Here is a 21,828-nt window from a genome sequence, read left to right as displayed (position 1 = left end):
GTCATACCCGCTTGTTCTACTGACGTCTCGCCCGTCCACCGGCCGCCAGCACCGTTTTCAGCACACAGCCCTCCGCGGATAGGAGTCACACCCCCAGATGAGTGGTCGCCTGCGGCACCGTCACCGTCACACACCGGTGCTGATCTGCACCTCGGAAGGGTTCGCCGAGCTGGCCGCCGAGGCCACCGACGACGAAGAGCGGCAGGGATACACCGCGAAGGCCGAACTCGCCGCCCAGCTCGAGCGTCTCAACGACGCGCTGGAGGCGGCATTCAAGGTCTTGACCCCGGAGGAGTTCTCCGACCTCGTCTGGCGCATCCCCAACCCGGAGCGCACCGACTTCCTGAGCCACCTGCGTGTGCCATCGGCGAGGAAACCCGTCCCGATCGCGGCCGCCAACGGGTTGGCCAAGCTACGTACCTGGACCACCGCAGACCGCAGACGGGCGGCACGCACCATCACCCGGCCGGTCCTGCGGCGGCTGATGGAACCACTCGACGCGTGGCTGACCGACCGCGATGACGACGCGTTGCGCAAGGCGCTGGTCGACGACGCCAGCCAGGCCAACGCCGTCCGGCTGATGGTTCTCGTGTTCTGGTACGACCTGCCACAGGTCGTCGCCGCACTGCGGCTCGCGCTCACCAGCGGACTGGCCCTGCCGACCTGGCCTGCGGAGGTGGTCAACGACATCGCCGCCGCCTGCGCCCGCCTGGAAGTGCTGGGAGCCGACGCGATCAGCGACCCCGGTTCGGACACAGAAACAGAAGACGGGGCAGACATGCCAGACAGCAGCGAAACCACCGTAGGGTTAGCCGCCAGCCACCACGGTCCCACTGAAACCGGCGCTCACCGACCAGACGTCATCACCGCAGTGGCGGACGCCGACGTCGAAGGGGGCCCGGCCGCGGACACGACCGTCGCGGAACTCGCCGTCCGGTTGCGTACCACCGTCGACACCGCCCACGATGCCACCCAGCAGATATTCGACGCTCTCGCCGCGTCAAAGCTGCCCGATCAGCACCTGCTCGACCGGGTCGCCGAGCTGGGCACGGTCGTTACGCATGCCCGGGCCGTCCTCGCCGGCCTCGGCGTGGACCCCGACTTCGGTGACGACTGCGCCGAACTCGCCGCCGCGCTCGACCGTGCCTCAGCCGTACAGGACAAAGACCGCACAGCACGCAAACAGTTGACCCGGTTGACGCACCTGTCCGGACCCGACACGAGCGCCGACATGCTGGCCGGCGTCCGACAGCTCGCCCAGCAACTCCTCGACACCGACTGCTGGGACGACGACCAGCGCAACCACGTCACCGCGCTCATCACCCTGCTGCAGATCATCGACGCCGCCGAAGCCGACGACATCGCGCAGGCGACACACCTGTACTCCACCGCGCAGCAGCACCTGCCCACGGAGCTCGGCCCGGTGCTGGTCGTCGCACTCATGGGAAAACTGACCGCCAGGACCGACGACACCACCGGCGCACACAACGCCGCCGCCCGCCAAGACGATCCCGCCGAGAGCGTGGACGCGCTGGCGTCAGAGGCCCGGACCACCTTCGCCGTAGCGGTAGCGACCGCCCCGCCGACCGGTGCGCCCGCCGTCTCCGACGGCATCGCTGTCAACGAATCGCCGGCCGCCCCGGACGGCACCGCCGGCAGCGTCGCGCCGGTCACGGCCAACGGCTGCGGTCATGACGACCCCGTGAGCACACGAGACAACGGCACTGGTGCGGCCACAAGGGCGGAGGCGATCGAGCCCCGCGCCGCCGCCGAGGCGGCGGCGCAGGACGGGCCCGGTGACCAGCCCAGCGACGGAGCCGACCTGATCAGTCTGCAGCCGAAGGCGCCGTCTGAGCAGCATCGGCCAGCTGGCGCACTGCGGAAACCCGACGACGCCGCGGACGACAGCCTCATGGCGTCGCTGCTACGCAGACGGCGCTACTGTCTGGCGTTCCACGCCGCGACCGCCCGGGGGAACGCCACCCGCGCCCAGGCGCTGCGCATGCTCACGCTGTCCGAAGCGGTCCGCAGCGAAAGCGGCGCCACTTCGGCCATGCTGCGCGCCGACCTCGACGCGCTCCACGTACACCACTTCGACGGCGACCGCGCCTCCCAGCTGGCGCTGCTCGCCGCCGCCGTCCGCGGGGCGCTGGTGACCGCCGACCCGAACGCCGGCACGATCCTGGAGGGCCTGGTCGGCTCTCTGCACGAACTGCCGCACCTGACCCGGGTCGCCGGCGCGATCGGCACCGCCTCCGCCCGCGGCCTGCTGTCCAGCAGCGCGATCCTCGCCGCGCTCGCACCGATCGCAGGAGCCGACCAGAGCATCGCCACCGCCGTCGAGGCCGCCGCCCAGGCACGCGACCGGCTGCGGACCGTGCGGTTCGCCCGCGCGCAGCAGATCGCCGACCGCTGGTGGTCTGCCGACGGGCTCATCGGCCAGGTGCTCGACATCGCCGCCCACGACCGTCGCGTCGACATCGACGTCGCCGTCGAACGGCTGCGCAAGTTCGCTCGCCGGGAGGCGATCGTCGAGGACCTGATGCGTGAAGACGCCCAGATCCGGGCGAAAAACTCCCGGCCGCTGGAAGGTGCGGCTCGTCGGCGCCTCACCGACCACGCGCGTGAATGCCTCGACGCCGTCGGCGCCTGGGTCGACGCGGTCCGGGCGAACCCGGACGCGGCCCGAGACAGCCTTCAGGTGCCCCCGCAACTGGCGGAGCTGCGCAACGAGGTCCGCGCCGGATGGGTCGACGCCGACATCGAACTGCGCGACACGGCGGGAAACAGCGACGACGTTCTCCTCGCCGCCGCGGCGGCTGCCTGCCGGGAAAGCCTCGCCCGCAGTGTCGAGCTGCTGGACGGAACCAGTCTCAGCGGGACCGAACCGGACCCGAACATCGTCCTCAACCGGGAGCTGCTGCGCAGCCCGGCCCTGCCGGTCGACGCGAAACTGAACCCCGCCAGGCCGGTGACGATCACCGACATCGAGTCAGCGGTGGCGACGTCGTGGGCGGCCGCGTTCGACGCCCGGCTTGCCATCGAGGACTACGGCGCGGCGCGGATCATCATCGACGCGGTCGCAGACGCAGACCCACTGCGGGTCGAGGAGATGGTGGACCGCCTCGAGGGCAGCATCGCCCGGTCGCAGAACGAGGTGCGGGCGTTGCGGGCGGATGTCGCCACGCAGGTGGAGAAAGCCGCCCGGCTGGGACAGCTCAGCCACGCTGACAACTCCCGGGTCATCGCCGAGCTGGAGGCAGCCAACCCCAAGCGCACCGACCTGGGAGCGGTCCGACGCCAGCTCGAAGACATCGCAGGCCGTCTGCCCGAGTACGCCAGCAAGGCTCAGGAGGCGATGCGAAGCCGTGTCACGATCGAGCTCAATGAGGCCGCCAGCCGGGCGGCCAACAACACCGGCCCGAAGGTCTCTGACAACGCCGCGGAGCTCATCAACGCCCGCATCGACACCGGAGACCTCGCCACCGCCGAGGAGTACCTGCTCAACATCCTCGCTGGAGAGGAGCCACCCAGCACCATCCGCTCGACCGACCTGGAAAAGTTCCTCGCTGTCCTCGGCGCCGCCACCGACGGTGTCACCCCGGCGCTGATCCGGGCTGCCCGGGACGGGGACACCCACAACGGCCTCGACTTCAGCCGGCTCAACGATTTTGAACGGACCAACGCCGTCGAGGGCCTCGAGCAGTGGCACCGGATGACCACGGAACGGCAGTCGTTGCGCCACCAGCGGACGAAGTCGGTGCTCGGGTATGCGCTGCGGCTGGCCGGTGTCGAGTTCACCGGCGAAAGGACCCCGTACAAGCTCGGTAACGCCCCGACCCGGAAATGGGTCGAGCTCACCGGCGTCAAGCTGACCGGTGGGGCACGGGTTCCGGCGTTCGGGTCTCGCGCCGGTGACCTGCTGAAGGTGATGCTGTGCTGGGGCGTGCAGGACGCCGCCACGCTGCTGACCTGGGTGGAGCAGGACCAGAGCATCGACCCGATCCTCGTCTTGCTGTTCGGCAGCATGTCCGCCGACCACCGCAAGGTCCTGGCCAAGGAGTGCGCGGCCCGCGCCGACCGGCCGGTCATGGTCGTCGACGACGCCGCGATCGCGTTCCTCGCCGCCCGCGGAGGCGGGCTGTTCGCCACGACCGAACGGATCCTGCTGCCGTACGCGGCGACCAACCCGTACCACCCGAGCGGACACGACGCGCTGCCCAGGGAGATGTTCTTCGGCCGTGTCGACGAACGCAAGAGCATTCTCGACCCGTACGGCGCGAACCTGCTCTACGGCGGCCGGCAGCTGGGCAAGTCGGCGCTGCTGCAGGCCGCGGCCCGCCAGTTCGAGCTCTACCAGGACCGGGTCGCGGTGTATCTGCCGCTGTCAGGCGGGTTCGGCGCCACGGTCAAGATCGACGACCTGTGGAACATGATCGCCGAACGGCTCGCCCAGCGGGGTATCACCTCGCCGCGCAAACGGGCCCGCGACGCCGCCCAGTACGTCGAGACGACGATCACCACGTGGCTTGGCAGCAACAACCAGCGCAGGCTGCTGCTGCTTCTCGACGAATGCGACGGGTTCTTCGACGCGGACGCCCGGACAGGGTTCGAGCACACCACCCGCCTGCGTAACCTGATGATGACCACGAACCGCAACTTCAAGCCAGTGTTCGCCGGCCTGCACCAGGTCCAGCGGTTCGCGCACCTACCCAACCAGCCGCTCGCCAGCGCGCACTTCGGCGACCCGATCGCCATCGGCCCGCTGACACCGGCCGCGGCGCACGATCTGATGTTCACCCCGATGGACACCCTCGGCATCTCCTTCGACTCCGACGAGCTCATCCACCGGGTCCTCGCCTACTGCAACTACCAGCCGAAGCTGCTGCAGATGGTCGGCGAGGAGCTCGTGCGGGAAGCGTTGAGCCGACGGGGCCTGGAAGGGCCGCGGTACCGCATCCGCGACGAGGACCTGGAACGCGTGATCGGCTCCAACGCCGTCCGACAGAAGATCCGTGAGACGGTGCACCTAACCCTCAACCTCGACTCGCGGTACAAGCTGATCGCGCTCGTCGTCGCCCTCTCCGCGCTGGAAAAAGGCGCCGACCACGCCATCCCCACGAACATGCTGCGGGACGAGTGCCTGGCGTGGTGGCCGGAAGGGTTCGCCGACCAGGGAGCCGACGAGTTCCGGTCGCTGCTGTCGGAGATGAGCGGCCTCGGGGTCCTGTCGGAAACCGGCGGCCGGTGGCGGCTGCGGTCCAGCAACGTGCTGCGTCTTCTCGGCACCGCGGAGACCATCGAGGAAGAGCTGTGCGCGCTGGAATGGCGTAACGTTGTCACCACCCTGTCGGCCGAGCAGGCCCGCCGTACGCTGACGGACGGCCGCATCTCGCCGGTGACCGAGAAGCAGCTGGCCACCTTGACCGAACGGGGCAACCACCTGTGGGTGGTCGTCGGCACCCAGGCGACCGGGATCGACCGGGTCGCGGCACGGCTGACGGAGGAAGCGGACATGATCGGGGCGCGATTCACCCTGCATGTGACCAGGGGACCAGCGGGCTACCGGCGGGAACTGCGCGGCGGGGCGCCCGGTGACCGGCACCGAGTCGTGCTCAGCGACCTGTCGACAACCAGGCTCGACAACGCGCTCAACGAACTGCTCCAGGTCGACACCCTGCTGCCGGCAGCCGGGGTGACCCGCTCCCTGGTCGCGGTCGTCGACGCCAGCGTCAGCGAACTGTTCACCAAGGACGACGCTCCGCCGCTGGGCGAGGTCACCGACCGGGTGATCGTGCTGCGCCGGCTGTCGCCGGGCGGGCTGCGGTCGTGGGTCGTCGACAACGAGATCTCGTGTTTCGGTGACGCGGCCAGCCAGAAGATTCTGCTGGAGGCCACCGGCGGATGGACGGTGCTACTCGACGACGCCGCACGGCTCGCGGCCACCGAACGCACCGCCCGACGCGTGTGCGATGCGATCACCGCAGCAAGGGTCAACAGCGCCGAAGTCGCCAGTGTGTTCGTCGACCAGGTCGGACTGGCGAACAACCCGACGCTGGCGGCCGCTTTCGACTCGCTGCTCGACTACAACGCTCCGATGAGCAGCGAAGACCTGGCCACCTGGCTCGAGGTAACCGAATGTGGCGGCGCCCGGTCGGTGGAGGCGTTGCGGTACTTCGACGTGCTCGTCGAGCGACCCGACGACGGGCTGTGGGAACCGGAGCCGGTGTTCGCGGCGGCGTGGAGGAAAGCGCGACAGCAGTGACAGGCTGGTCCGGCGGCGGGTTCGTGACTGCCGCCGGAACAGCTTGGTGAACCATTGGCCCGAAGCATTGGGTTTCATCGTGGGGCGGCGGTTATCGCCGGTCGGCGTAGCGCCGGGCGACGTACATCCAGGTGCTCGGCGGGTGCTCGGTCGCCGTGGACAGGGTCGGCGTCGTATGGACTTATGGTACGTGCGTCCGGTGGGATCAGCCGAGACCTGCCGAAGCGTGGACTGGTGGGAAGCGTGGGCACGCGGGGTATCGATCGACGCGGACTCTTAATCCGCGGGTTCGGGGTTCGAGTCCCTGGCGGCGCACCAGCAATCACCTGGGCATTCACCCTTACGGGTGGATGCCCAGGTGTCGTTTTCGGAGTGAGTGACGACGCTGGCCGGGACTTGGCCGCCGCTGCCGCCGATCCCGGCCGAGCGCCCCGACGCGGTGGCGCTCGGCGCCGTTCGGGCGGTCGGCTGGGAGCCGGGCGACTCAGCTCGGCCACTCTGCTCACCGGGCAGGAGCGGTCGTCGTACGCGCCGGACGTCTGCCCGGACGCTGGCGACGAGTCCGGTCAGCTCTGCAGGAACGCGAGCAGGTCCTTGTTGACCTGGTCCTGCATGGTCGACGTGATGCCGTGCGGTGCGCCCGGGTAGTAGATCTCCTGCGCGTCTGCGACCAGCTGGGCGGTCTTGTGCGCCGAGTCCTTTACGGGGACGATCTGGTCGTCCTCGCCGTGCAGCACGAGCGTCGGGACGTCGAACTTCGCCAGGTCGTCACGGAAGTCCGTCTCGGAGAACGCCTTGATGCTCTCGTACGCGTTCAGCAGACCGGCCTGCATGCTCCACAGCCAGAACTGGTCGAGGATGCCCTTCGAGACCTTGGCGCCCGGTCGATTGGCGCCGTAGAACATCTGAGCCAGGTCCTGGTAGAACTGCGACCGGTCGGCGAGCAGGTTGGCGCGCAGCTCGTCGAAGACGTTGATCGGCAGTCCCTCCGGGTTGTCCGGGCTCTGCACCATGATCGGCGGTACGGCCGATATAAGGACCGCCTTGGCGACCCGCCCGGTGCCGTGGCGACCGATGTACCGGGCGACCTCGCCGCCGCCGGTCGAGTGGCCGACCAGGGTGGCGTCGCGTAGGTCGAGTGCCTCGATGACCGCTGCCAGGTCGTCGGCGTACCCGTCCATGTCGTTACCGCTACGAGCCTGGCTCGACCGGCCGTGACCACGGCGGTCGTGCGCCACCACCCGGAACCCGTTCTGGACGAGGAAGAGCATCTGCCCGTCCCAGGCGTCCGCGTTCAGCGGCCAGCCGTGGGAAAAGGTCACGACGGGGCCGGTACCCCAGTCCTTGTAGTAGATGTCGGTGCCGTCCTTGGTGGTGATGAAGCTCATCCCGTTGCCCCCATGTGTCGAAATCCTGGCGAGCGAACGACGGCGGCAGGCGCGTCCGAACCGGCGTGTGCCGTTGCGGGAACCGCTGCCGGAGCGGTCACCCATGACCGCGGATCGCGGGTCACTTTTCCCGATGCTAAGCGCGGATGCGGGCCTGGATGGGCGCTTCACCCGAACGCCGCGACTTGTGCTCCGGAGGAGGACCTTGCGCGACACCCGCGCCGGGCGGAGGCCCACCGGAGAGGGTGCAGTAGCGGACTGGTCAGCCGCCTGGGGGTCCGCCTATCCGCGTCGGAAGCCCTGACCGGCGTGGTACGACTGCCCTCAACAGTGGTGCGAGGCGGACGGAAACGGGCGGAAGATGACGGTCGGTGGCTTGCGGGGCCTGCTCCGTGGCCGCGAGGGGGATCTCCTTCTCGACCTGGTCTATGTCTTCGCGCTCACCCGGATCTCGGAGCGGCTGGTCGTGGACCTCACCGAGCAGCGGCGGGTCGTTCTGCCAGAACTCGGTCAGACGGCGTTGTTGCTGCTGGCCTTCTGGTTGACCTGGGTCCGCGCGGCGATCGTGCACAGCGCCTTCGATCCGCGAAGGTGGGCGATCCGGCTCGTGCTCGTCTTCGTCCTGTTCGGCAGCATGATCATGGCGGTGACGCTGCCTTTCGCGTTCGGCGATCGAGGCGTGGTCTTCGCGGTCACCTACGTCGCCATCCAGCTCGGCAAGCCCGTCGTCCTCCTGCTCGGCCGGTACGATCCTGAAGGGCACAGCCCCGCGCGGGCACTCTGCTGGGCAGCGGTATCCGCCGTACCCTGGATCGTCGGGGCGGTTCTCTTCCCGCAGTCTCCCGCGCGCGGGGCCCTGTGGACGCTGGCGTTGGCACTCGACTACACGGGGCTCGTCCTCGGCTGGCCCGTTCCGAGACTTGGCCGCACCCGGATCGAGGACTGGAAGGTCGCCGGTGAGCACATCGCCGAGCGTTATCAGCAGTTCATCGTCATCGCGCTCGGCGAGACGATCCTGCTCACGGGACTGACGTTCGCCGAGCAGTTCACCCCCGATCGGGTGGTGCCCAGCGTCGTGTCGTTCGCCACCACGATGCTGATGTGGCGAATCTACTTCCACCGCGCTGGGGCGGTGCTGCCCGCCGCCATCGAGGCCATCCCCAACCCAGCCCGCCTCGGTCGGTCCGAGTTCCACACCCACCTGATCATCGTGATCGGCATCCTCGCCACCGGCGTCGGCCACGCACTGGTCATCCACCATCCGGCCGGACACGAGGATCCGCTGTGGCTCGCGGTCATCCTGGGCGGGCCCGCGCTGTTCCTGGTCGGGCGGTCCCGCCTCGAGTACGAGGTGTTCGCCCGGGTGTCCGCGTCCCGGGTCATCGGGCTTCTCGGGCTTGCCGCTTTGGTGCCGGTGATGGTCCGCCTGCCGCCGCTGATCGCCACCAGCGCCGCAGCTGCCGTGCTGGCCGGGATCGCGGCGTGGGACACGGTACGCGAGCGGAAACACCCGGGTGAGGCCCCCTCGCCGCCCGGGTCGACCCGACAGCAACGCTGACAGCAACCGAGGCAGGCGACGCCTGGTGCCCGGCGACGTCATCACGATGCACGAACAGCGGCCGGCGGCCGGGACCGCGACCATCATCGAGTCGATCTTCCCCGTCGACGATGACCACGATGGGTGACGGCACACACGTCGGCGGCCCCGACCCGTCCGGGTCACGGCCGCCGACGTCTGCGCGGCTGCGCCGCCGCAGTGGCCCTCCGCCGCCTAGCTCAGGAGTGGGCGAGCACCGGCGCGGCGTCCTCGGCGCCCACGGCTGCCTGCTGTCTGGGGCGCGGGGTGTTCATCAGGACGGCGACGATCAGCGCGCCGGCCAGGAGGATCCCCGCGGCCCAGGTGCCGGCTGTCACGAAACCTTCCAGCATCGCCTCCTTGGCGAAGGCCGGGCTCCTCCCGGGCCGGGCGTGCGAGGCCACGTAGTCCGCGGTCGCGCTGGTGGCGATGGTGTTGAGCAGCGCGGTTCCGATCGAGCTGCTGATCTGCTGCGCGGTGTTGACGCTGGCCGAGGCGATGCCCGCGTCGCGTTGGTCGACCCCGTGGGTGGCGTAGTTGAAGGCCACCGGCATGATCATGCCCGCCCCGATGCCGAGCAGGAGCCCCGAGACCAGCACGCCCTCGACGTAGGAAGTGTCGGTTTCCATGGTGCGCAGCCACAGCATGCCGGAGGCGATGAGCAGCATGCCCGGCACGATCAGCATCCGTGGCGGAACCTTGGGCAGCAGCCGGGTGGCGAGCCCGCCGGCCGACATCAGGACCGCCACGGTCATCGGGAGGAAGGCCACTCCCGTTTTCATTGGCGAGTATCCCTTGACGACCTGCAGGTAGTAGGTCATGAAGAGGAACGCCCCGAACATCCCGACCATGGCCAGTCCCACGCTCAGATAGGCGCCGCCGTGGGTTCGGTTGGCGATCAGGCGCGGCGGCAGTATTGGCTGCGCCACCCGGCTCTCGACGACGGCGAACGCGGCGAGCAGCACCGCGCCCCCGGCCAGCAGACCGATGACCGTGGTCGACCCCCAGCCGTCGGTCTCCGCCTGGCTCGTGCCGTAGACGATCGCGACCAGCCCGCCGGTCACCAGCAGCACGCCGGGGATGTCGAACCGGGCCCTGCCGCTGCTCCGCGATTCGACCAGCGTCGCGTACCCGCCGACCACCGCGATCAGGGCGATCGGGACGCTGACGTACAGGCACCAGCGCCAATCCAGGTAGTCCGTCAGCCCTCCGCCGGCGAGCAGCCCGATCGCGCCGCCCACGGCGGTGATGGCGCCCCAGATCCCGAACGCCTTGGCGCGCTCCCTGGACTGGGTGAACGTCACGGTCAGCAGCGACAGTGCGGACGGCCCGAGCAGCGCGGCGAACCCGCCTTGCAGGGCACGGGCGCTCAGCAGCAGCTCGACGTTGTCCGCCGCGCCGCCGAGCGCCGACGCGCCGGCGAAGCCGAGCAGGCCGATCAGGAAGGTCCGCTTGCGGCCGGTGTAGTCCGCGATCCGGCCGCCGAGCAGCAGCAGGCTGCCGAACGCCAGCGTGTACGCGGTGATGATCCACTGCCGGTCGCCGTCGGAGATGCCCAGATCCTCCTGGAGCGACGGCAGCGCGATGTTCACGACCGTCCCGTCCAGGACGATCATGAGCTGGGCCAACCCTATGAAGAACAGCGCGGCCCAGCGGCGCGAATCGGCCGCCGGGGCCTGCGCCTTCGTGGTTGCCATGACTTCGTCCTCACTCGTGGTGATGCGTGCCGCGCGGATCGTTCGCGCGGCGCCCTGACGAGCACGAGACGCCGGCGCCCCGGGGCCGATAACAGCTCGGGTGTATGACGTGGGTCATCGCCATCGGCTGTTACGAGGCGACGGGGAGCGGCGTCTAGTGCGCATGGCAGGATCCAGGTCGAACAGGCAGGAGCCAGGCATGAGCCAGCGCTGCGAACGAACGACGGACACAGCCGAGCCGCTCGATCGTCCCGACCGCGTGAACCCCGTGGACTCGGCGACCGAGGTGTTCGTTGCCCATCGCAACCTGCTGTTCACCGTCGCCTACGAGCTGCTCGGCTCGGCCGCCGACGCCGAGGACGTCCTGCAGGAGACCTGGCTGCGATGGGTGGGCGTCGATCTGACCACTGTCCGGGAGAAGCGTGCCTACCTGGTGCGGATCGTCACCCGGCAGGCGCTGGACCGGCTGCGTGCGCTCGACCGGCGTAAGGAGTCCTACGTCGGGCCGTGGTTGCCCGAGCCGCTGTTGACCGCGCCCGATGTGGCCGAGGACGTCGAACTGGCCGACAGCGTGTCGATGGCAATGCTGCTGGTGTTGGAGACGCTCGCGCCGATCGAGCGGGCGGTGTTCGTGCTGCGCGAGGTGTTCGACGTGGACTACGACGAGATCGCCGAGGCCGTCGACAAGACCCCGGCGGCGATCCGCCAGATCGCGTACCGGGCACGGGCGCACGTCGCCGCGCGCCGGCCACGCGGCGTCGCCTCCCCAGCCGAGACCCGGGCCGCGCTCGGGGCCTTCCAGCGCGCGGTGGAAACCGGCGACCTGCAGGGCCTGCTCGACATCCTGGCGCCGGACGTCGTCGCCCTCAGCGACGGCGGCGGTATCAAACACGCCCTGCTTCGGCCCATCGTGGGGGCCGGCAAGGTGGCTCGCTTGTTGGCCGTCGGCTGGTGGCAGCGCGACGCCGGACGGTCGGTCGAGGTGGTACAGATCAACGGCTCCCCGGGGCTGCTCGTCCGAGTCAATGGAGAGATCGACGGCGTGGTGGCGGTGCGGGTCGAGAACGGCTACATCACCGGTGCCTACCACGTGCGCAACCCGGAGAAGCTGTCGCGCGTGGAGCGGGAGACCGCCGTGAGCCGCTGAGGCCGCGCAGAATGAGGCCATGCGCGCCGCGTACATCGAGCGTCCCGGGCCCGCCGCGGACATCCGGTTCGGCGACTTGCCGACACCGCGCCCCGGCCCGACCGACGTCCTGGTCGACGTGATCGCCACCACCGTCAACCCGGTCGACACCTTCGTACGCTCCGGGGCCTTTCGCACGCCGCTGCCGCTGCCCTTCGTGGTCGGCCGCGACCTGGTCGGCCGGGTGGCCGAGGCGGGACCGGGCGCGGCCGGCTTCCGGGCCGGTGACCTGGTCTGGTGCAACAGCCTGGGGCACGACGGCCGGCAGGGCAGCGCCGCCGAGCAGGCCGTGGTGCCGGTCGACCGGCTGTACCGGTTGCCCGCCGGCGTCGCCCCGGCCACCGCGGTGACCGTGCTCCACCCGGCGGCGACGGCGTACCTGGCGCTCTTCGTCCACGGCCGACTCCGGCCCGGGGAGACGGTGGTCGTGGCGGGTGGCGCCGGCAACGTCGGCGCCGCGCTGGTGGCGCTCGCCGCCACGGCCGGCGCCCGGGTGGTGGCGACCGCCTCGGCGGCCGACGCCGACTACTGCCGGCGCAACGGCGCCACCGAGGTGCTCGACTACCGTGCTCCCGATCTCGTCGACCGGCTGCGGTCGGCCTGCCCCGGCGGCGTCGACGTCTACCTGGACACCGCCGGACGCAACGAGCTGGAGTCGGTGGTCGACCTGCTCGCCCGGCGCGGACGGATCGTGCTGCTGGCCGGGGGCGCCGCCCGGCCGGTGCTGCCGGTCGGCGCGCTCTACCAGAACGATCGGGCCGTCGTCGGCTTCGTGATCTCCCACGCCACGGTGGCGGAGCTGGCCGACGCCGCCGGCATGGTGAACCGGATGCTGGCCGCCGGCCGGTTGGCCCCGCGCGAGACGGTGCCGCTGCCACTGTCGGCCATCGGGGAGGCACACCGCAGGTGCGAACAGGGTGAGCTGCGCGGCAAGCGGGTGGTGATCCGACCGTGACGGCGGCGGGCGGTGGCTGGGCGCACCAGCACGAACACCCTCGGGCCGTCGGCGCCGGGTCAGGTACGCACCGGAGACTCGACCTCCGCGTCGTCGCCGCGCAGGACGCTGATCATCCCGTTGGGCGCCAGGCATGGCGGGGCGGTACCCGGGATTAATGACGGCAAACCGGCGGATACCGGGCCGTACCGTCAGGTTGCCGGACGGCGTCTGCGCCACAGCCAGGTGGCCTCGCTGCCGGCGGGGTGTGGCGCCTCGGGTGGGCGGCGTGCGGCCCGCCGGGTGTCGGCCACCGCGATGCCGAACAGAACGGCGGTGGCCGCGGCCGCCGCGACCAGCGGCGGAGCGGACAGCAGCGGCACGCCGGCGGCGAGCAGGACGGCGATGCCCACCCAGCGCCGGGGCGAGACCCGGGCGAAGACGGCCCGCTCCAGGGCGGCCCGGCCCAGCAGGAAGCACGCCGGACCACCGAGGATCATGGCAAGCCACGGCGGGTAGCTCTGCCCGGTGGGGTGGGTCTGCACGATGCCGTGCCCGACCGAGGTGGCGACGATTCCTAAGATCATCACCAGGTGGGCAGAGCCGGCGAAGCGGCCCACCTCCGCCGGATCCCGGGCCGCGGCGACCGCGTCGCCCAGCACCACTCCGGCCCGATGGAAGTAGATCCGCCACAGCAGCACCGCGGTCAGGAACGCCGCGAGCAGGCCGAGGATCTCGTTGGCGCTGACCCGACCGCGGCCGACGGCGAACGTGGCGCCGACCGACAGGATGGTCTCCCCGAGGGCGATGAGGAGCAGCTGCTGGTACCGCTCAGCCAGGTGGTGCGGCCGCGGCGCCCAGGCCGAGGCCCGCTCCCGGCCGAGCCGGGGCAGCGGCCAACCCAGCCGCGCCGCCCCGAGTTCGACGGCCACCGCCACGGCCCACAGCAGCACCCGGGCACCGTCGGCGGCCAACGCGCCGCCGATCCAGAACATCGCCGCCACGCCGAACCAGGCCAGGTTCCGGTAGTACAGCCCGGCCAGCGGATGCGTGCCGAGGGACCAGCCGAGGACCAGGACCCGGCAGGTCTGGGCGAACACGTACGCGAGGGCGAAGACGAGCCCGCCGCCGCCGAAGGCGCCCGTCAGGGCCGTCCCCATCACCAGCATGGCGAACGCCGTCAGGAGGATCGACGACTGGGTTCCGGACGCCTTCGGGTCGAACCGCGCGGTGATGTACGCCGTGATCGTCCACGCCCAGATCAGCGGGACGAACAACAGCAGGACCCGCCCGACGGATGCCCAGTCGATGGCGCCGTCGGCGCTGCCGGCGCCCTGTACCGCGAAGGCGACCAGCCGGTTGAGGGCGAACACCATGACCAGGTCGAAGAAGAGTTCCACGTAGCTCGCCTGCTGCTCGCTCTGTTCGCTGCGCAGCAGCTCGACCGCACGGCCGCGCCCCCACCGCCTCCGATCTCCGGTCACCCTTCCATCGCAGCCCACACCACCCCGGCGCGCGGTGGAACCCGGAATCCCTCCGGCCGGACGGCCGCCCTCACTGGTTCGAGTCGCCGGCGGCGCACCAGCGGTTCGTCCCCAGCCGCCGGGGGTCGGAATTCAGCTTCGGGACGGGGCGGCGGGGCTGCCGTGCAGTGCCCGGCGAAGGGTGCGGGCGCCAGCCCCGCGGGCGGCCCAGAGCGCGACCGCGATGTAGAGAACCTGCTCCGGGACGCGCTGCCACAACGGGGAGGCCGGTTCGCCGGCGAGGGGCACGTCGGCGGTGGCAGCGTAGATGTTCGCCGGCAGCATCACCACGAACAACAGCGCCAGGCAGTAGCCGGCGGCGCGGCGGGTTCGCGGGATGATAAGGCCCAGGGCGCCGAGGAGTTCCAGTACGCCGGTGAGATAGACCGTCGCCGACCGGAACGGCACCACGGGCGGCACCATCCGGACAAGGTCGTCGTGGGTCGGCATGACGGTGACGCCGGCCGGGACGAAGTGCGCGCTCGCCGTCATGACGAGCATGATCGCCAGGGCGTGGGCCGCGGCGGCGGGCCAGGTGGCGAACCGACGGACGCCGAGCGCGCCGAGCCCGCGTAGCCCCAGCAGCGCGATGAGGAGGACGGGGAGTGTCATGACGGATCCCATCTAGTCACTGTAAAGATGGGATCGAAACTATCGGCCATCCGCAATCTTGTCAATGACTAGTTAACCAGCCGTGACCCAGACCATCCGGACCGGTGCGCAGTTGACGTTCCAGCCCCGGGGCGGGCGCTCAGCCCCACTCGCGGCGTACCTGGGGCTCGCCCGGCCCCTCGGGCGGCGGATCCGTGTCGGTCGTCTCGACCTGGTCCTCCGGCGCGACCCGCGCCGGCAGCTTGCCGAACCGGCCGTGCCGCTTGGCTTCGAACTCGTCGTCCGTCGACCGGTCGGGGTGCTTTCGGTCCTCGCTCATCGCCTGCCTCCCTCGCCGGGCTCCATTCTCCCGCGCGCTGATCCGCTCGGTATCCCGGACAACCAGGTGTCGGGGTGTCGTCGATACCGCGACATCGCGGATGTCGTGCGGATCACCCGAGATCGGTGTCGGTCGTCCCCACTAGCCTCCAGCCATGTGGCTCACCCGGCTCACCCGCGTGCAGGCGCGGCGCATCGCCGTGCGCGCCCAGCTGCTCGACGCGCGCCGTCCGGCCGACCTGCTCGCGGTCGTACGCCAGCTGACGTTCCTGCAGCTGGACCCGACGGCCGCGGTGGCGCCCAGCGCGGACCTCGTCGCGTGGGGGCGCCTCGGCGCCGGCTACCAGCCGGCCGACCTGCGCCGGGCGCTGGAGCGCGATCGGGCCCTGTTCGAGCACCGGGCCATGGTGTGGCCGATGTCCGACCTCGGGCTCCACCTCGCCGAGATGGCCGCGTGGCCGCAGGAGGCGCGGCGGCGCGAGTGGTTGCGGGCCAACGACGCGTTCCGCCGGTACGTGCTCGACCTGTTGCGCGACTCCGGGCCGCTGCTGTCCCGGGACGTGCCGGACCGCAGCGTGGTGCCGTGGCCGTCGACCGGCTGGACGAACAACCGCAACGTCACCCAGATGCTGGAGTTCCTCGCCGCCCGGGGCGAGATCGCCGTCGCCGACCGGGTCGGGCGGCAGCGACGGTGGGATCTGGCGGAGCGGGTCTACCCGGCCGGTACGCCGGTCGTCCCGGCACCGGAGGCCCGCCGGATCCGGGCCGAGCGGCTGCTGCGGTCGCTGGGCGTCGCCCGCCCGTCGCTGGTCGGCGAGGCCGGCGATCCGGTGGAGGTCGAGGGCACGTCGGGCACGTGGCGGGTCGACCCGGCGGCGGTCGGCGAGCCGTTCGCCGGGCGCACCGCGCTGCTGTCCCCGTTCGACCGGCTCATCCACGACCGCCGCCGGGCGCTGGAGCTGTTCGACTTCGACTACCGCCTGGAGATGTACGTGCCGAAGGCGAAGCGGCGCTGGGGCTACTTCGCGCTGCCCGTGCTGCACCACGACCAGCTGATCGGCAAGGTGGACGCCACCGCCGACCGCCGGGCATCGCTCCTCCGGGTGGACGCCGTCCACCAGGACGTCCGCTTCACCCCGGCCGTGGCCGCGGCCGTGCGCGCCGAACTGGACGCGTTGGCATCCTGGCTCGGCCTCGCCGGCGTCGACGTCGCGCCGCCCGCCGCGGTGGTTCGGGCGTGACCGGCCTCGGCCTCGGGCGGCTCACCCGACGGCCTCGCGGGCAACCTGTCGCCGATCAGCACCGCGACCCACCTCGACCGGCTGCTCGAGGGGCGGCCTGACCGGGCGCACCGACCGGGCCGGTGGCCCCGGCAGGACGACGGCGGACCGTCGCGGGCGCCGACGGGCACCCGCCCGGCCGTCCGGGCGCCGGCGGGGATCCGCCCGGCCGGTCGCGGACACCGCTGGCGGACCGGCCCGGTCGGCCTACCGCCCGCCGATCCGCGCCGCGAGGCTCGCCCGGTAGTGCGGGCAGCGGGCGAGGTCCTCGTGCTCGCACCGGAGCGCGACGTCGATGATCTCCAGCGACGCCTGGGCGCGGGCGATCCGCTCGGCCAGGGCGGACCGTTGCCGGGCCAGGATCCGCCGGCGTTCGGCCGGGTCCGGCTCGTCGAGCACGGCGCGGACGTCGTCCAGGCTGAAGCCCGCCTCCTTGGCCCGCAGGATCGTCGCGATCCGGTACAGGTCGGCGGTGCCGTAGCGCCGCCGGCCGGCCACCGCCCGGGCGGGGGTGAGCAGCCCGACCGACTCCCAGTGCCGCAGTACGTGGGTGGGCAGCCCGAATCGGGCGGCGATCTCGCCGATGCTCAGGTTCGGCTGGTCGCTGGTTGACTTCATGTCGACATGAAGTCGCACCATGGCCGGCATGTCAACGTACGACGAGGTCCACCGGCTGATCCGGCTGCTCGACGCCAGCGACGACAGTCCGGACGCGACGGCGCTCCGCGCCCACTCGTACGCCCTGCTGGGCCTGACCGACGGCGCGCCGGTGGTCGACGTCGGCTGCGGGACCGGCCGGGCGGTGGCGGAGCTGGCCGCGCTCGGGGCGCGGCCGGTCGGCATCGACCTGGACCCGCGGATGATCGCGGTGGCCCGGGACCGGCAGCCCGGCGCGGACCTGCGGGTGGCGGACGCCGGCGCGCTGCCGCTGCCGGACGGCGCGGTCCTCGGCTACCGGGCGGACAAGGTCCTGCACGACCTCGCCCGACCGGACCGGGCGCTGGCGGAGGCGTGGCGGGTGCTCGCTCCCGGCGGTCGGATCGTGCTGGTCGGCCAGGACTGGGACGCCATCGTGGTCGACTCCGGCGAACCCGCGCTGACCCGCGCCATCGTGCAGGCCCGGGCCGACCGCATCGCCAGCCCGCGGGCCGCCCGCGGCTACCGCGGCCTGCTGCTGGACGCCGGCTTCGCGGCACCGCAGGTGGAGGTGCACACCTGGGTGCGCACCGGCGAGGAGGTTCTGCCGCTGCTGGCCGGGCTCGCCGGCCCCGCGGTCGCGGCGGGAGTGGTCAGCCCGGCGCAGGCGGAGGGTTGGCTCGCCGACCAGCGGCGCCGGGTCGAGCGGGACCGCGCCCTGGTCGCCGTCCCGCTCTTCGTCGCCGCCGCGCGTCGCGACTGAGTCCAGGAGTCCCGGCGCCGTCTCGGCCGAGCCCGGCATCCCGGAGACCGTACCCGCGCGTCCGGACGACCGGCGACCATCAATCGTCAACCGATGGTTGACGAAGGCGGATCGTCAACTTACGGTTGACGCATGACCAATCCACTTCCCATGAACAACCCGGTCCGGCTCGACGACCTGATCGAGGCGATCAAGAAGGCGCACTCCGACGCGCTCGACCAGCTGGCCGACGCGGTCATCGTCGCCGACCACCTCGGTGAGGTGGCCGACCATCTGATCGGCCACTTCGTGGATCAGGCCCGGCGCTCCGGCGCCTCGTGGACCGAGATCGGCCGCAGCATGGGCGTGACCAAGCAGGCCGCGCAGAAGCGGTTCGTGCCGAAGTCCGCCGACGCGCCGCTGGACCCGCAGCAGGGCTTCAGCCGGTTCACCCCGCGGGCCCGCAACGTGGCGATGGCCTCCCAGAACGAGGCGCGGGCCACCGGGCACGCGGAGATCCGGCCGGAGCACATCACGCTCGGGCTGCTCAGCGAGCCGGAGGCGCTGGCCGCGAAGGCGATCGTCGCGCAGGGCGTATCGCTGGAGCAGGTCCGCGAGGCCGCGCTCGCCGCGCTGCCGGCGGCGTCGGCGGCCGAGGTCCCCGACCTCATTCCGTACGACGCGCAGAGCAGGAAGGCGATGGAGCTGACCTTCCGCGAGGCGCTCCGGCTCGGGCACAACTACATCGGCACCGAGCACATCCTGCTCGCCCTGCTGGAGTTGGAGCACGGCAGCGGTGTGCTGGCCGGCCTCGGCGTCGACAAGGCCGCCGCCGAGACCTGGCTCGTCGCCACGCTGGAGGCCCTGACGAAGAAGGGCTCCTGACCGCTCCGGTCAGGCGGTGGTGGGAAAGCCGTACCGGGCGGCGTGCTCCGGGTCGGCCGGGTCGATCTGGCGGATCCCGGCGTCGGCGAGGCGCTTGTTCACCTCGTCGAGCCGTTCGCGCACCAGCCGGGCCTCCTCCTCGGTGACCCGGCCCCGGTGCGGCTTGCCAGCGTGCTCGATGGTGCCGTAGTCGAGCCGCTCGGCGCTGCGGCGGGACTTGGGCGGGCGGACCCGCTCGGCGGTCCTCAGCAGCTGTGCCATCGGCACGTCGGTGGCCATCGCGTCGAACTCGCTGGCGGTCAGCACCACCCGGCGCGGTTCGCCGCCGCCGTGCCGATCGTGGATCTCGACCACCGCGACGTCCAGCGCCGCGTCGTCGATGCTCTCCACCTCGATCGGGGTGGCGTCCAGTTGCACGGGCCCGGCCACCAGGTCAGGGTGCTCCAGCACGACGACGCGGACCACCTCGTCGTCGGGGCGCAGCACCGTGCCGCTGAAGTCGGAGACGTGGATCGTCTTCTTGCCCATGCGCTGAGCTTCTCCTGTCGTGGGCCGGGTTCCGGACCCCAAGAAATTACCCGACAGGTGTGCGAAAGCCCCCGTTGGACCGCCCGGGAGTGTCGCCGGGTCAGAGGCTGCCCTTCGGCGCCACCCACTCCGTGGGCTGGCCGGTGAGCGCGGCGATCCGGTCGTAGACGGCGTAGCAGTGGAGCACCGTCGCGCCGTGCGTCTCGGCCGTCGCGGCGATGATGTTGGTGCGTCAGCGGGTGTTGAGGCCGCGCCGGGCGGAGGCGCCGGCCGGTAGCTTGTTCAGCTCGCTCCAGGGCAGCGCGTCGGTGCCGTCGGCGGCCCGGTTGCCCCGGTACGGCGGCTGGCCCGGGAACCGTCCGGCGGCCCCGGGGGCCCGCCAGAGGCGCTCGGTGTCCTGCTGGTACCGGTCATTCGGCTGATTCGGCATGACCATTACCGTCCCAAAGAAAGTTGTACATGTATGGAAATGAATATGACGCGGGATCGATGGATCAGGTTCCCGTGGCGGGGAGGCGGACCACGAAGCGGCATCCGTCGGTGAGGTTCTGTACGTCTACCCGGCCGCCGTGCGCCTCAATCAGCCCGCGCACGATCGCCAGGCCCAACCCGCCCGACCCGGCGCGGTGCCCATTGCCCGGCCGCGGCGTACGCGCCGGCTCGCCCCGGAACGCCACGTCGAAGACCCGGGGCAGGTCCTCCTCCGGGATCCCGCCGCAGGTGTCGGCCACCGCCAGCCAGGCGGCGTCGGCGTCGCGCCCGCCGTCGATCCGTACCGTGCCGTCCTCGGGGGTGTAGCGGACCGCGTTGAGCAGCAGGTTGCTCACCACCCGGGCCAGTTCCGGCTCGCTGGCCAGCACCGTCGGCCAGCCGGTCTCGGCGGCGACCAGCCGGATCCGCCGGGCGGCGGCCAGTGGCGCGGCGCCGGCCAGCGCGTCGGAGACCACGTCGCCGAGTGGCACCGCCGACAGCGACAGCCGCAGTGCGCCGGCGTTGATCCGGGACAGCTCGAACAGGTCGTCGACCAGCCGGGTCATCCGGTCGGTCTCCACCCGGATCCGGCGGTGGTACTCGGCGACCGTCTCCGGGTCGAGCACCACCCGGTCCTCCAGCGCCTCCGCCATGGCCCGCAGCCCGGCCAACGGGGTGCGCAGGTCGTGCGAGACCCAGGCGACCAGGTCGCGCCGCCCCTGCTCGATCCGCCGTTCCCGCTCCCGGGCCTGGTCGGCCCAGACCGCGGCGGCGGCGAGCCGGCGGGCGAAGAGCCAGCCGACGGCCAGGCTGACCGTCGCCGCCGCCGCGACGGTGATCAGCACCACCTCGAGGTCGTGGGCGGAGAGGAACATCGCCTCGGCGACCACTGCCACGCCGGCCACCACCGCGGTCACGGTCACGGTCAGCAGCACCACGATGTGGACGGTGATCGACCGGCCGCGCAGCAGCCGCAGGGCGAGCGCCCCGGCGGCGCCCACGCAGAGCGCCGCGGCGAGCGCCGCCGCGAAGATCAGGGCCAGCTCACGCATCGGTCGGCTGGTACCGGTAGCCCACGCCCCAGACCGTCACGATCCGCCGTGGGTCCGCGGGATCGGCCTCCACCTTCTCCCGCAGCCGCCGTACGTGCACGGTCACCGTCGACTCGTCGCCGAAGCTCCAGCCCCACACCCGCTCCAGCAGCTCCGCCCGGCGGAACGCCCGTGCCGGGTGTCGCATCAGGTGTGCCAGCAGGTCGAACTCGCGCAGCGTCAGGGCCAGCTCGTGCCCGTGCAGCCGGGCCACCCGGGGCCCGGTGAGCACCTCCAGCCCGCCGTCGGTGAGCACCTGCGGCACCGTCCCGGCCGGCTCGCCGCCGGAGCGGCGCAGCACCGAGCGGACCCGCAGCACCAGCTCCCGGGGGGAGAACGGTTTGCCCAGGTAGTCGTCCGCGCCGAGTTGCAGGCCGAGGATCCGGTCGGCCTCGTCGCCGCGCGCGGTGAGCATCACGATGGGTACGCCGTCCGGTCGGGAGCGCAGCCGCCGGCAGACCTCCAGGCCGTCCAGCACCGGCAGCATCAGGTCGAGCACCACCAGGTCGGGCGGCTCCGCGGCGACCGCGGCCAGCGCGGCGGCGCCGTCGCCGACGTGGTCGACCCGGTAGCCGGCGTGCTCCAGGTAGCGGCAGACCACGTCGCTGACCGTCCGGTCGTCGTCGACGACCAGCACCCGCTGGGTCACCGGGCACCTCCCTCGCGCCGGCCCAGCGTAGCCAGACGTACGCCGAC

Annotated in this window: 17 protein-coding genes and 1 tRNA gene; 8 read left to right on the top strand and 10 right to left on the bottom strand. The window is 71.6% G+C overall.

The genetic code is table 11. From position 1 onward, the window contains the following. Nucleotides 1-136: 136 nt before the first annotated feature. Both DLJ47_RS35105 and DLJ47_RS35100 read left to right on the top strand, forming a co-directional pair. Complete coding sequence (locus DLJ47_RS35105; RefSeq protein ID WP_109906649.1) at nt 137-6,265, top strand: hypothetical protein; 6,129 nt, start codon at nt 137-139, stop codon at nt 6,263-6,265. 251 nt (nt 6,266-6,516) lie between these two features. Continuing rightward, nucleotides 6,517-6,583: transfer RNA gene (locus DLJ47_RS35100), tRNA-Ser, on the top strand. 248 nt (nt 6,584-6,831) lie between these two features. Here the strand turns inward: DLJ47_RS35100 and DLJ47_RS35095 are convergent. After that, nucleotides 6,832-7,653 (bottom strand): alpha/beta fold hydrolase, encoded by an 822-nt coding sequence (locus DLJ47_RS35095; protein WP_109906647.1) that lies wholly within the window; start codon nt 7,651-7,653, stop codon nt 6,832-6,834. A gap of 361 nt (nt 7,654-8,014) precedes the next feature. Between DLJ47_RS35095 and DLJ47_RS35090 the strand changes: the two genes are divergently transcribed. Beyond that, nucleotides 8,015-9,211 carry a low temperature requirement protein A gene (locus tag DLJ47_RS35090; RefSeq protein WP_109906645.1) on the top strand — a complete coding sequence of 399 codons (1,197 nt, stop codon included), beginning with the start codon at nt 8,015-8,017 and terminating at the stop codon, nt 9,209-9,211. A 218-nt stretch (nt 9,212-9,429) separates the two neighbouring features. Here DLJ47_RS35090 and DLJ47_RS35085 read toward each other — a convergent pair whose 3' ends face one another. Beyond that, nucleotides 9,430-10,926 carry an MFS transporter gene (locus DLJ47_RS35085; RefSeq protein WP_109906643.1) on the bottom strand — a complete coding sequence of 499 codons (1,497 nt, stop codon included), beginning with the start codon at nt 10,924-10,926 and terminating at the stop codon, nt 9,430-9,432. Nucleotides 10,927-11,125: 199 nt separating this feature from the next. Between DLJ47_RS35085 and DLJ47_RS35080 the strand changes: the two genes are divergently transcribed. Both DLJ47_RS35080 and DLJ47_RS35075 read left to right on the top strand, forming a co-directional pair. Continuing rightward, nucleotides 11,126-12,073, top strand: coding sequence for an RNA polymerase sigma-70 factor (locus tag DLJ47_RS35080; protein ID WP_109906641.1), 948 nt, complete (start codon nt 11,126-11,128; stop codon nt 12,071-12,073). Between the two features lie 19 nt (nt 12,074-12,092). Beyond that, nucleotides 12,093-13,067: an NADPH:quinone reductase gene (locus DLJ47_RS35075; RefSeq protein WP_109906639.1), complete on the top strand. Its 975-nt coding sequence runs from the start codon at nt 12,093-12,095 to the stop codon at nt 13,065-13,067. Nucleotides 13,068-13,258: 191 nt separating this feature from the next. Here the strand turns inward: DLJ47_RS35075 and DLJ47_RS35070 are convergent, their stop codons facing one another. From DLJ47_RS35070 to DLJ47_RS35060, 3 genes are all read right to left on the bottom strand, one after another. Then, nucleotides 13,259-14,530, bottom strand: coding sequence for a low temperature requirement protein A (locus DLJ47_RS35070; RefSeq protein ID WP_109906637.1), 1,272 nt, complete (start codon nt 14,528-14,530; stop codon nt 13,259-13,261). 132 nt (nt 14,531-14,662) lie between these two features. Continuing rightward, the gene (locus DLJ47_RS35065) at nt 14,663-15,181 is read right to left on the bottom strand and encodes a DoxX family protein (protein WP_109906635.1); all 519 of its coding nucleotides are present in this window, start codon (nt 15,179-15,181) and stop codon (nt 14,663-14,665) included. Nucleotides 15,182-15,320: 139 nt separating this feature from the next. After that, complete coding sequence (locus DLJ47_RS35060) at nt 15,321-15,500, bottom strand: hypothetical protein (RefSeq protein ID WP_109906633.1); 180 nt, start codon at nt 15,498-15,500, stop codon at nt 15,321-15,323. A gap of 154 nt (nt 15,501-15,654) precedes the next feature. Between DLJ47_RS35060 and DLJ47_RS35055 the strand changes: the two genes are divergently transcribed. Beyond that, a complete protein-coding gene (locus tag DLJ47_RS35055) occupies nt 15,655-16,740 on the top strand; it encodes a DNA glycosylase AlkZ-like family protein (RefSeq protein WP_109906631.1) in 1,086 nt (361 codons plus the stop codon). Between the two features lie 246 nt (nt 16,741-16,986). Here the strand turns inward: DLJ47_RS35055 and DLJ47_RS35050 are convergent, their stop codons facing one another. Then, nucleotides 16,987-17,397: a helix-turn-helix domain-containing protein gene (locus tag DLJ47_RS35050; RefSeq protein ID WP_109906629.1), complete on the bottom strand. Its 411-nt coding sequence runs from the start codon at nt 17,395-17,397 to the stop codon at nt 16,987-16,989. Between the two features lie 28 nt (nt 17,398-17,425). Here DLJ47_RS35050 and DLJ47_RS35045 point away from each other — a divergent pair, with 28 nt between their 5' ends. Together DLJ47_RS35045 and DLJ47_RS35040 are read left to right on the top strand one after the other, a co-directional pair. Next, nucleotides 17,426-18,178, top strand: a complete 753-nt coding sequence (locus DLJ47_RS35045) for a methyltransferase domain-containing protein (RefSeq protein ID WP_233258187.1) — start codon at nt 17,426-17,428, stop codon at nt 18,176-18,178. Between the two features lie 132 nt (nt 18,179-18,310). After that, a complete protein-coding gene (locus tag DLJ47_RS35040; RefSeq protein ID WP_109906625.1) occupies nt 18,311-19,042 on the top strand; it encodes a Clp protease N-terminal domain-containing protein in 732 nt (243 codons plus the stop codon). 9 nt (nt 19,043-19,051) lie between these two features. Here DLJ47_RS35040 and DLJ47_RS35035 read toward each other — a convergent pair whose 3' ends face one another. The 4 genes from DLJ47_RS35035 to DLJ47_RS35015 form a co-directional block, all read right to left on the bottom strand. Then, nucleotides 19,052-19,570, bottom strand: coding sequence for a hypothetical protein (locus DLJ47_RS35035; RefSeq protein ID WP_109906623.1), 519 nt, complete (start codon nt 19,568-19,570; stop codon nt 19,052-19,054). A gap of 232 nt (nt 19,571-19,802) precedes the next feature. Then, nucleotides 19,803-20,000 carry a DNA repair protein gene (locus tag DLJ47_RS35025; RefSeq protein ID WP_109906663.1) on the bottom strand — a complete coding sequence of 66 codons (198 nt, stop codon included), beginning with the start codon at nt 19,998-20,000 and terminating at the stop codon, nt 19,803-19,805. A 64-nt stretch (nt 20,001-20,064) separates the two neighbouring features. Then, nucleotides 20,065-21,093 (bottom strand): sensor histidine kinase, encoded by a 1,029-nt coding sequence (locus tag DLJ47_RS35020; RefSeq protein WP_109906621.1) that lies wholly within the window; start codon nt 21,091-21,093, stop codon nt 20,065-20,067. Continuing rightward, entirely contained in the window at nt 21,086-21,781 is a 696-nt protein-coding gene (locus tag DLJ47_RS35015) for a response regulator transcription factor (protein WP_109906619.1), read from the bottom strand. Before DLJ47_RS35015 ends, DLJ47_RS35020 begins: the two co-directional genes overlap by 8 nt. Nucleotides 21,782-21,828: the final 47 nt, after the last annotated feature.

The organism is Micromonospora sp. S4605 (assembly GCF_003176715.1).
Classification (GTDB): Bacteria; Actinomycetota; Actinomycetes; order Mycobacteriales; family Micromonosporaceae; genus Micromonospora; species Micromonospora echinaurantiaca.
This window is presented reverse-complemented; position numbering and strand designations above follow the sequence as displayed.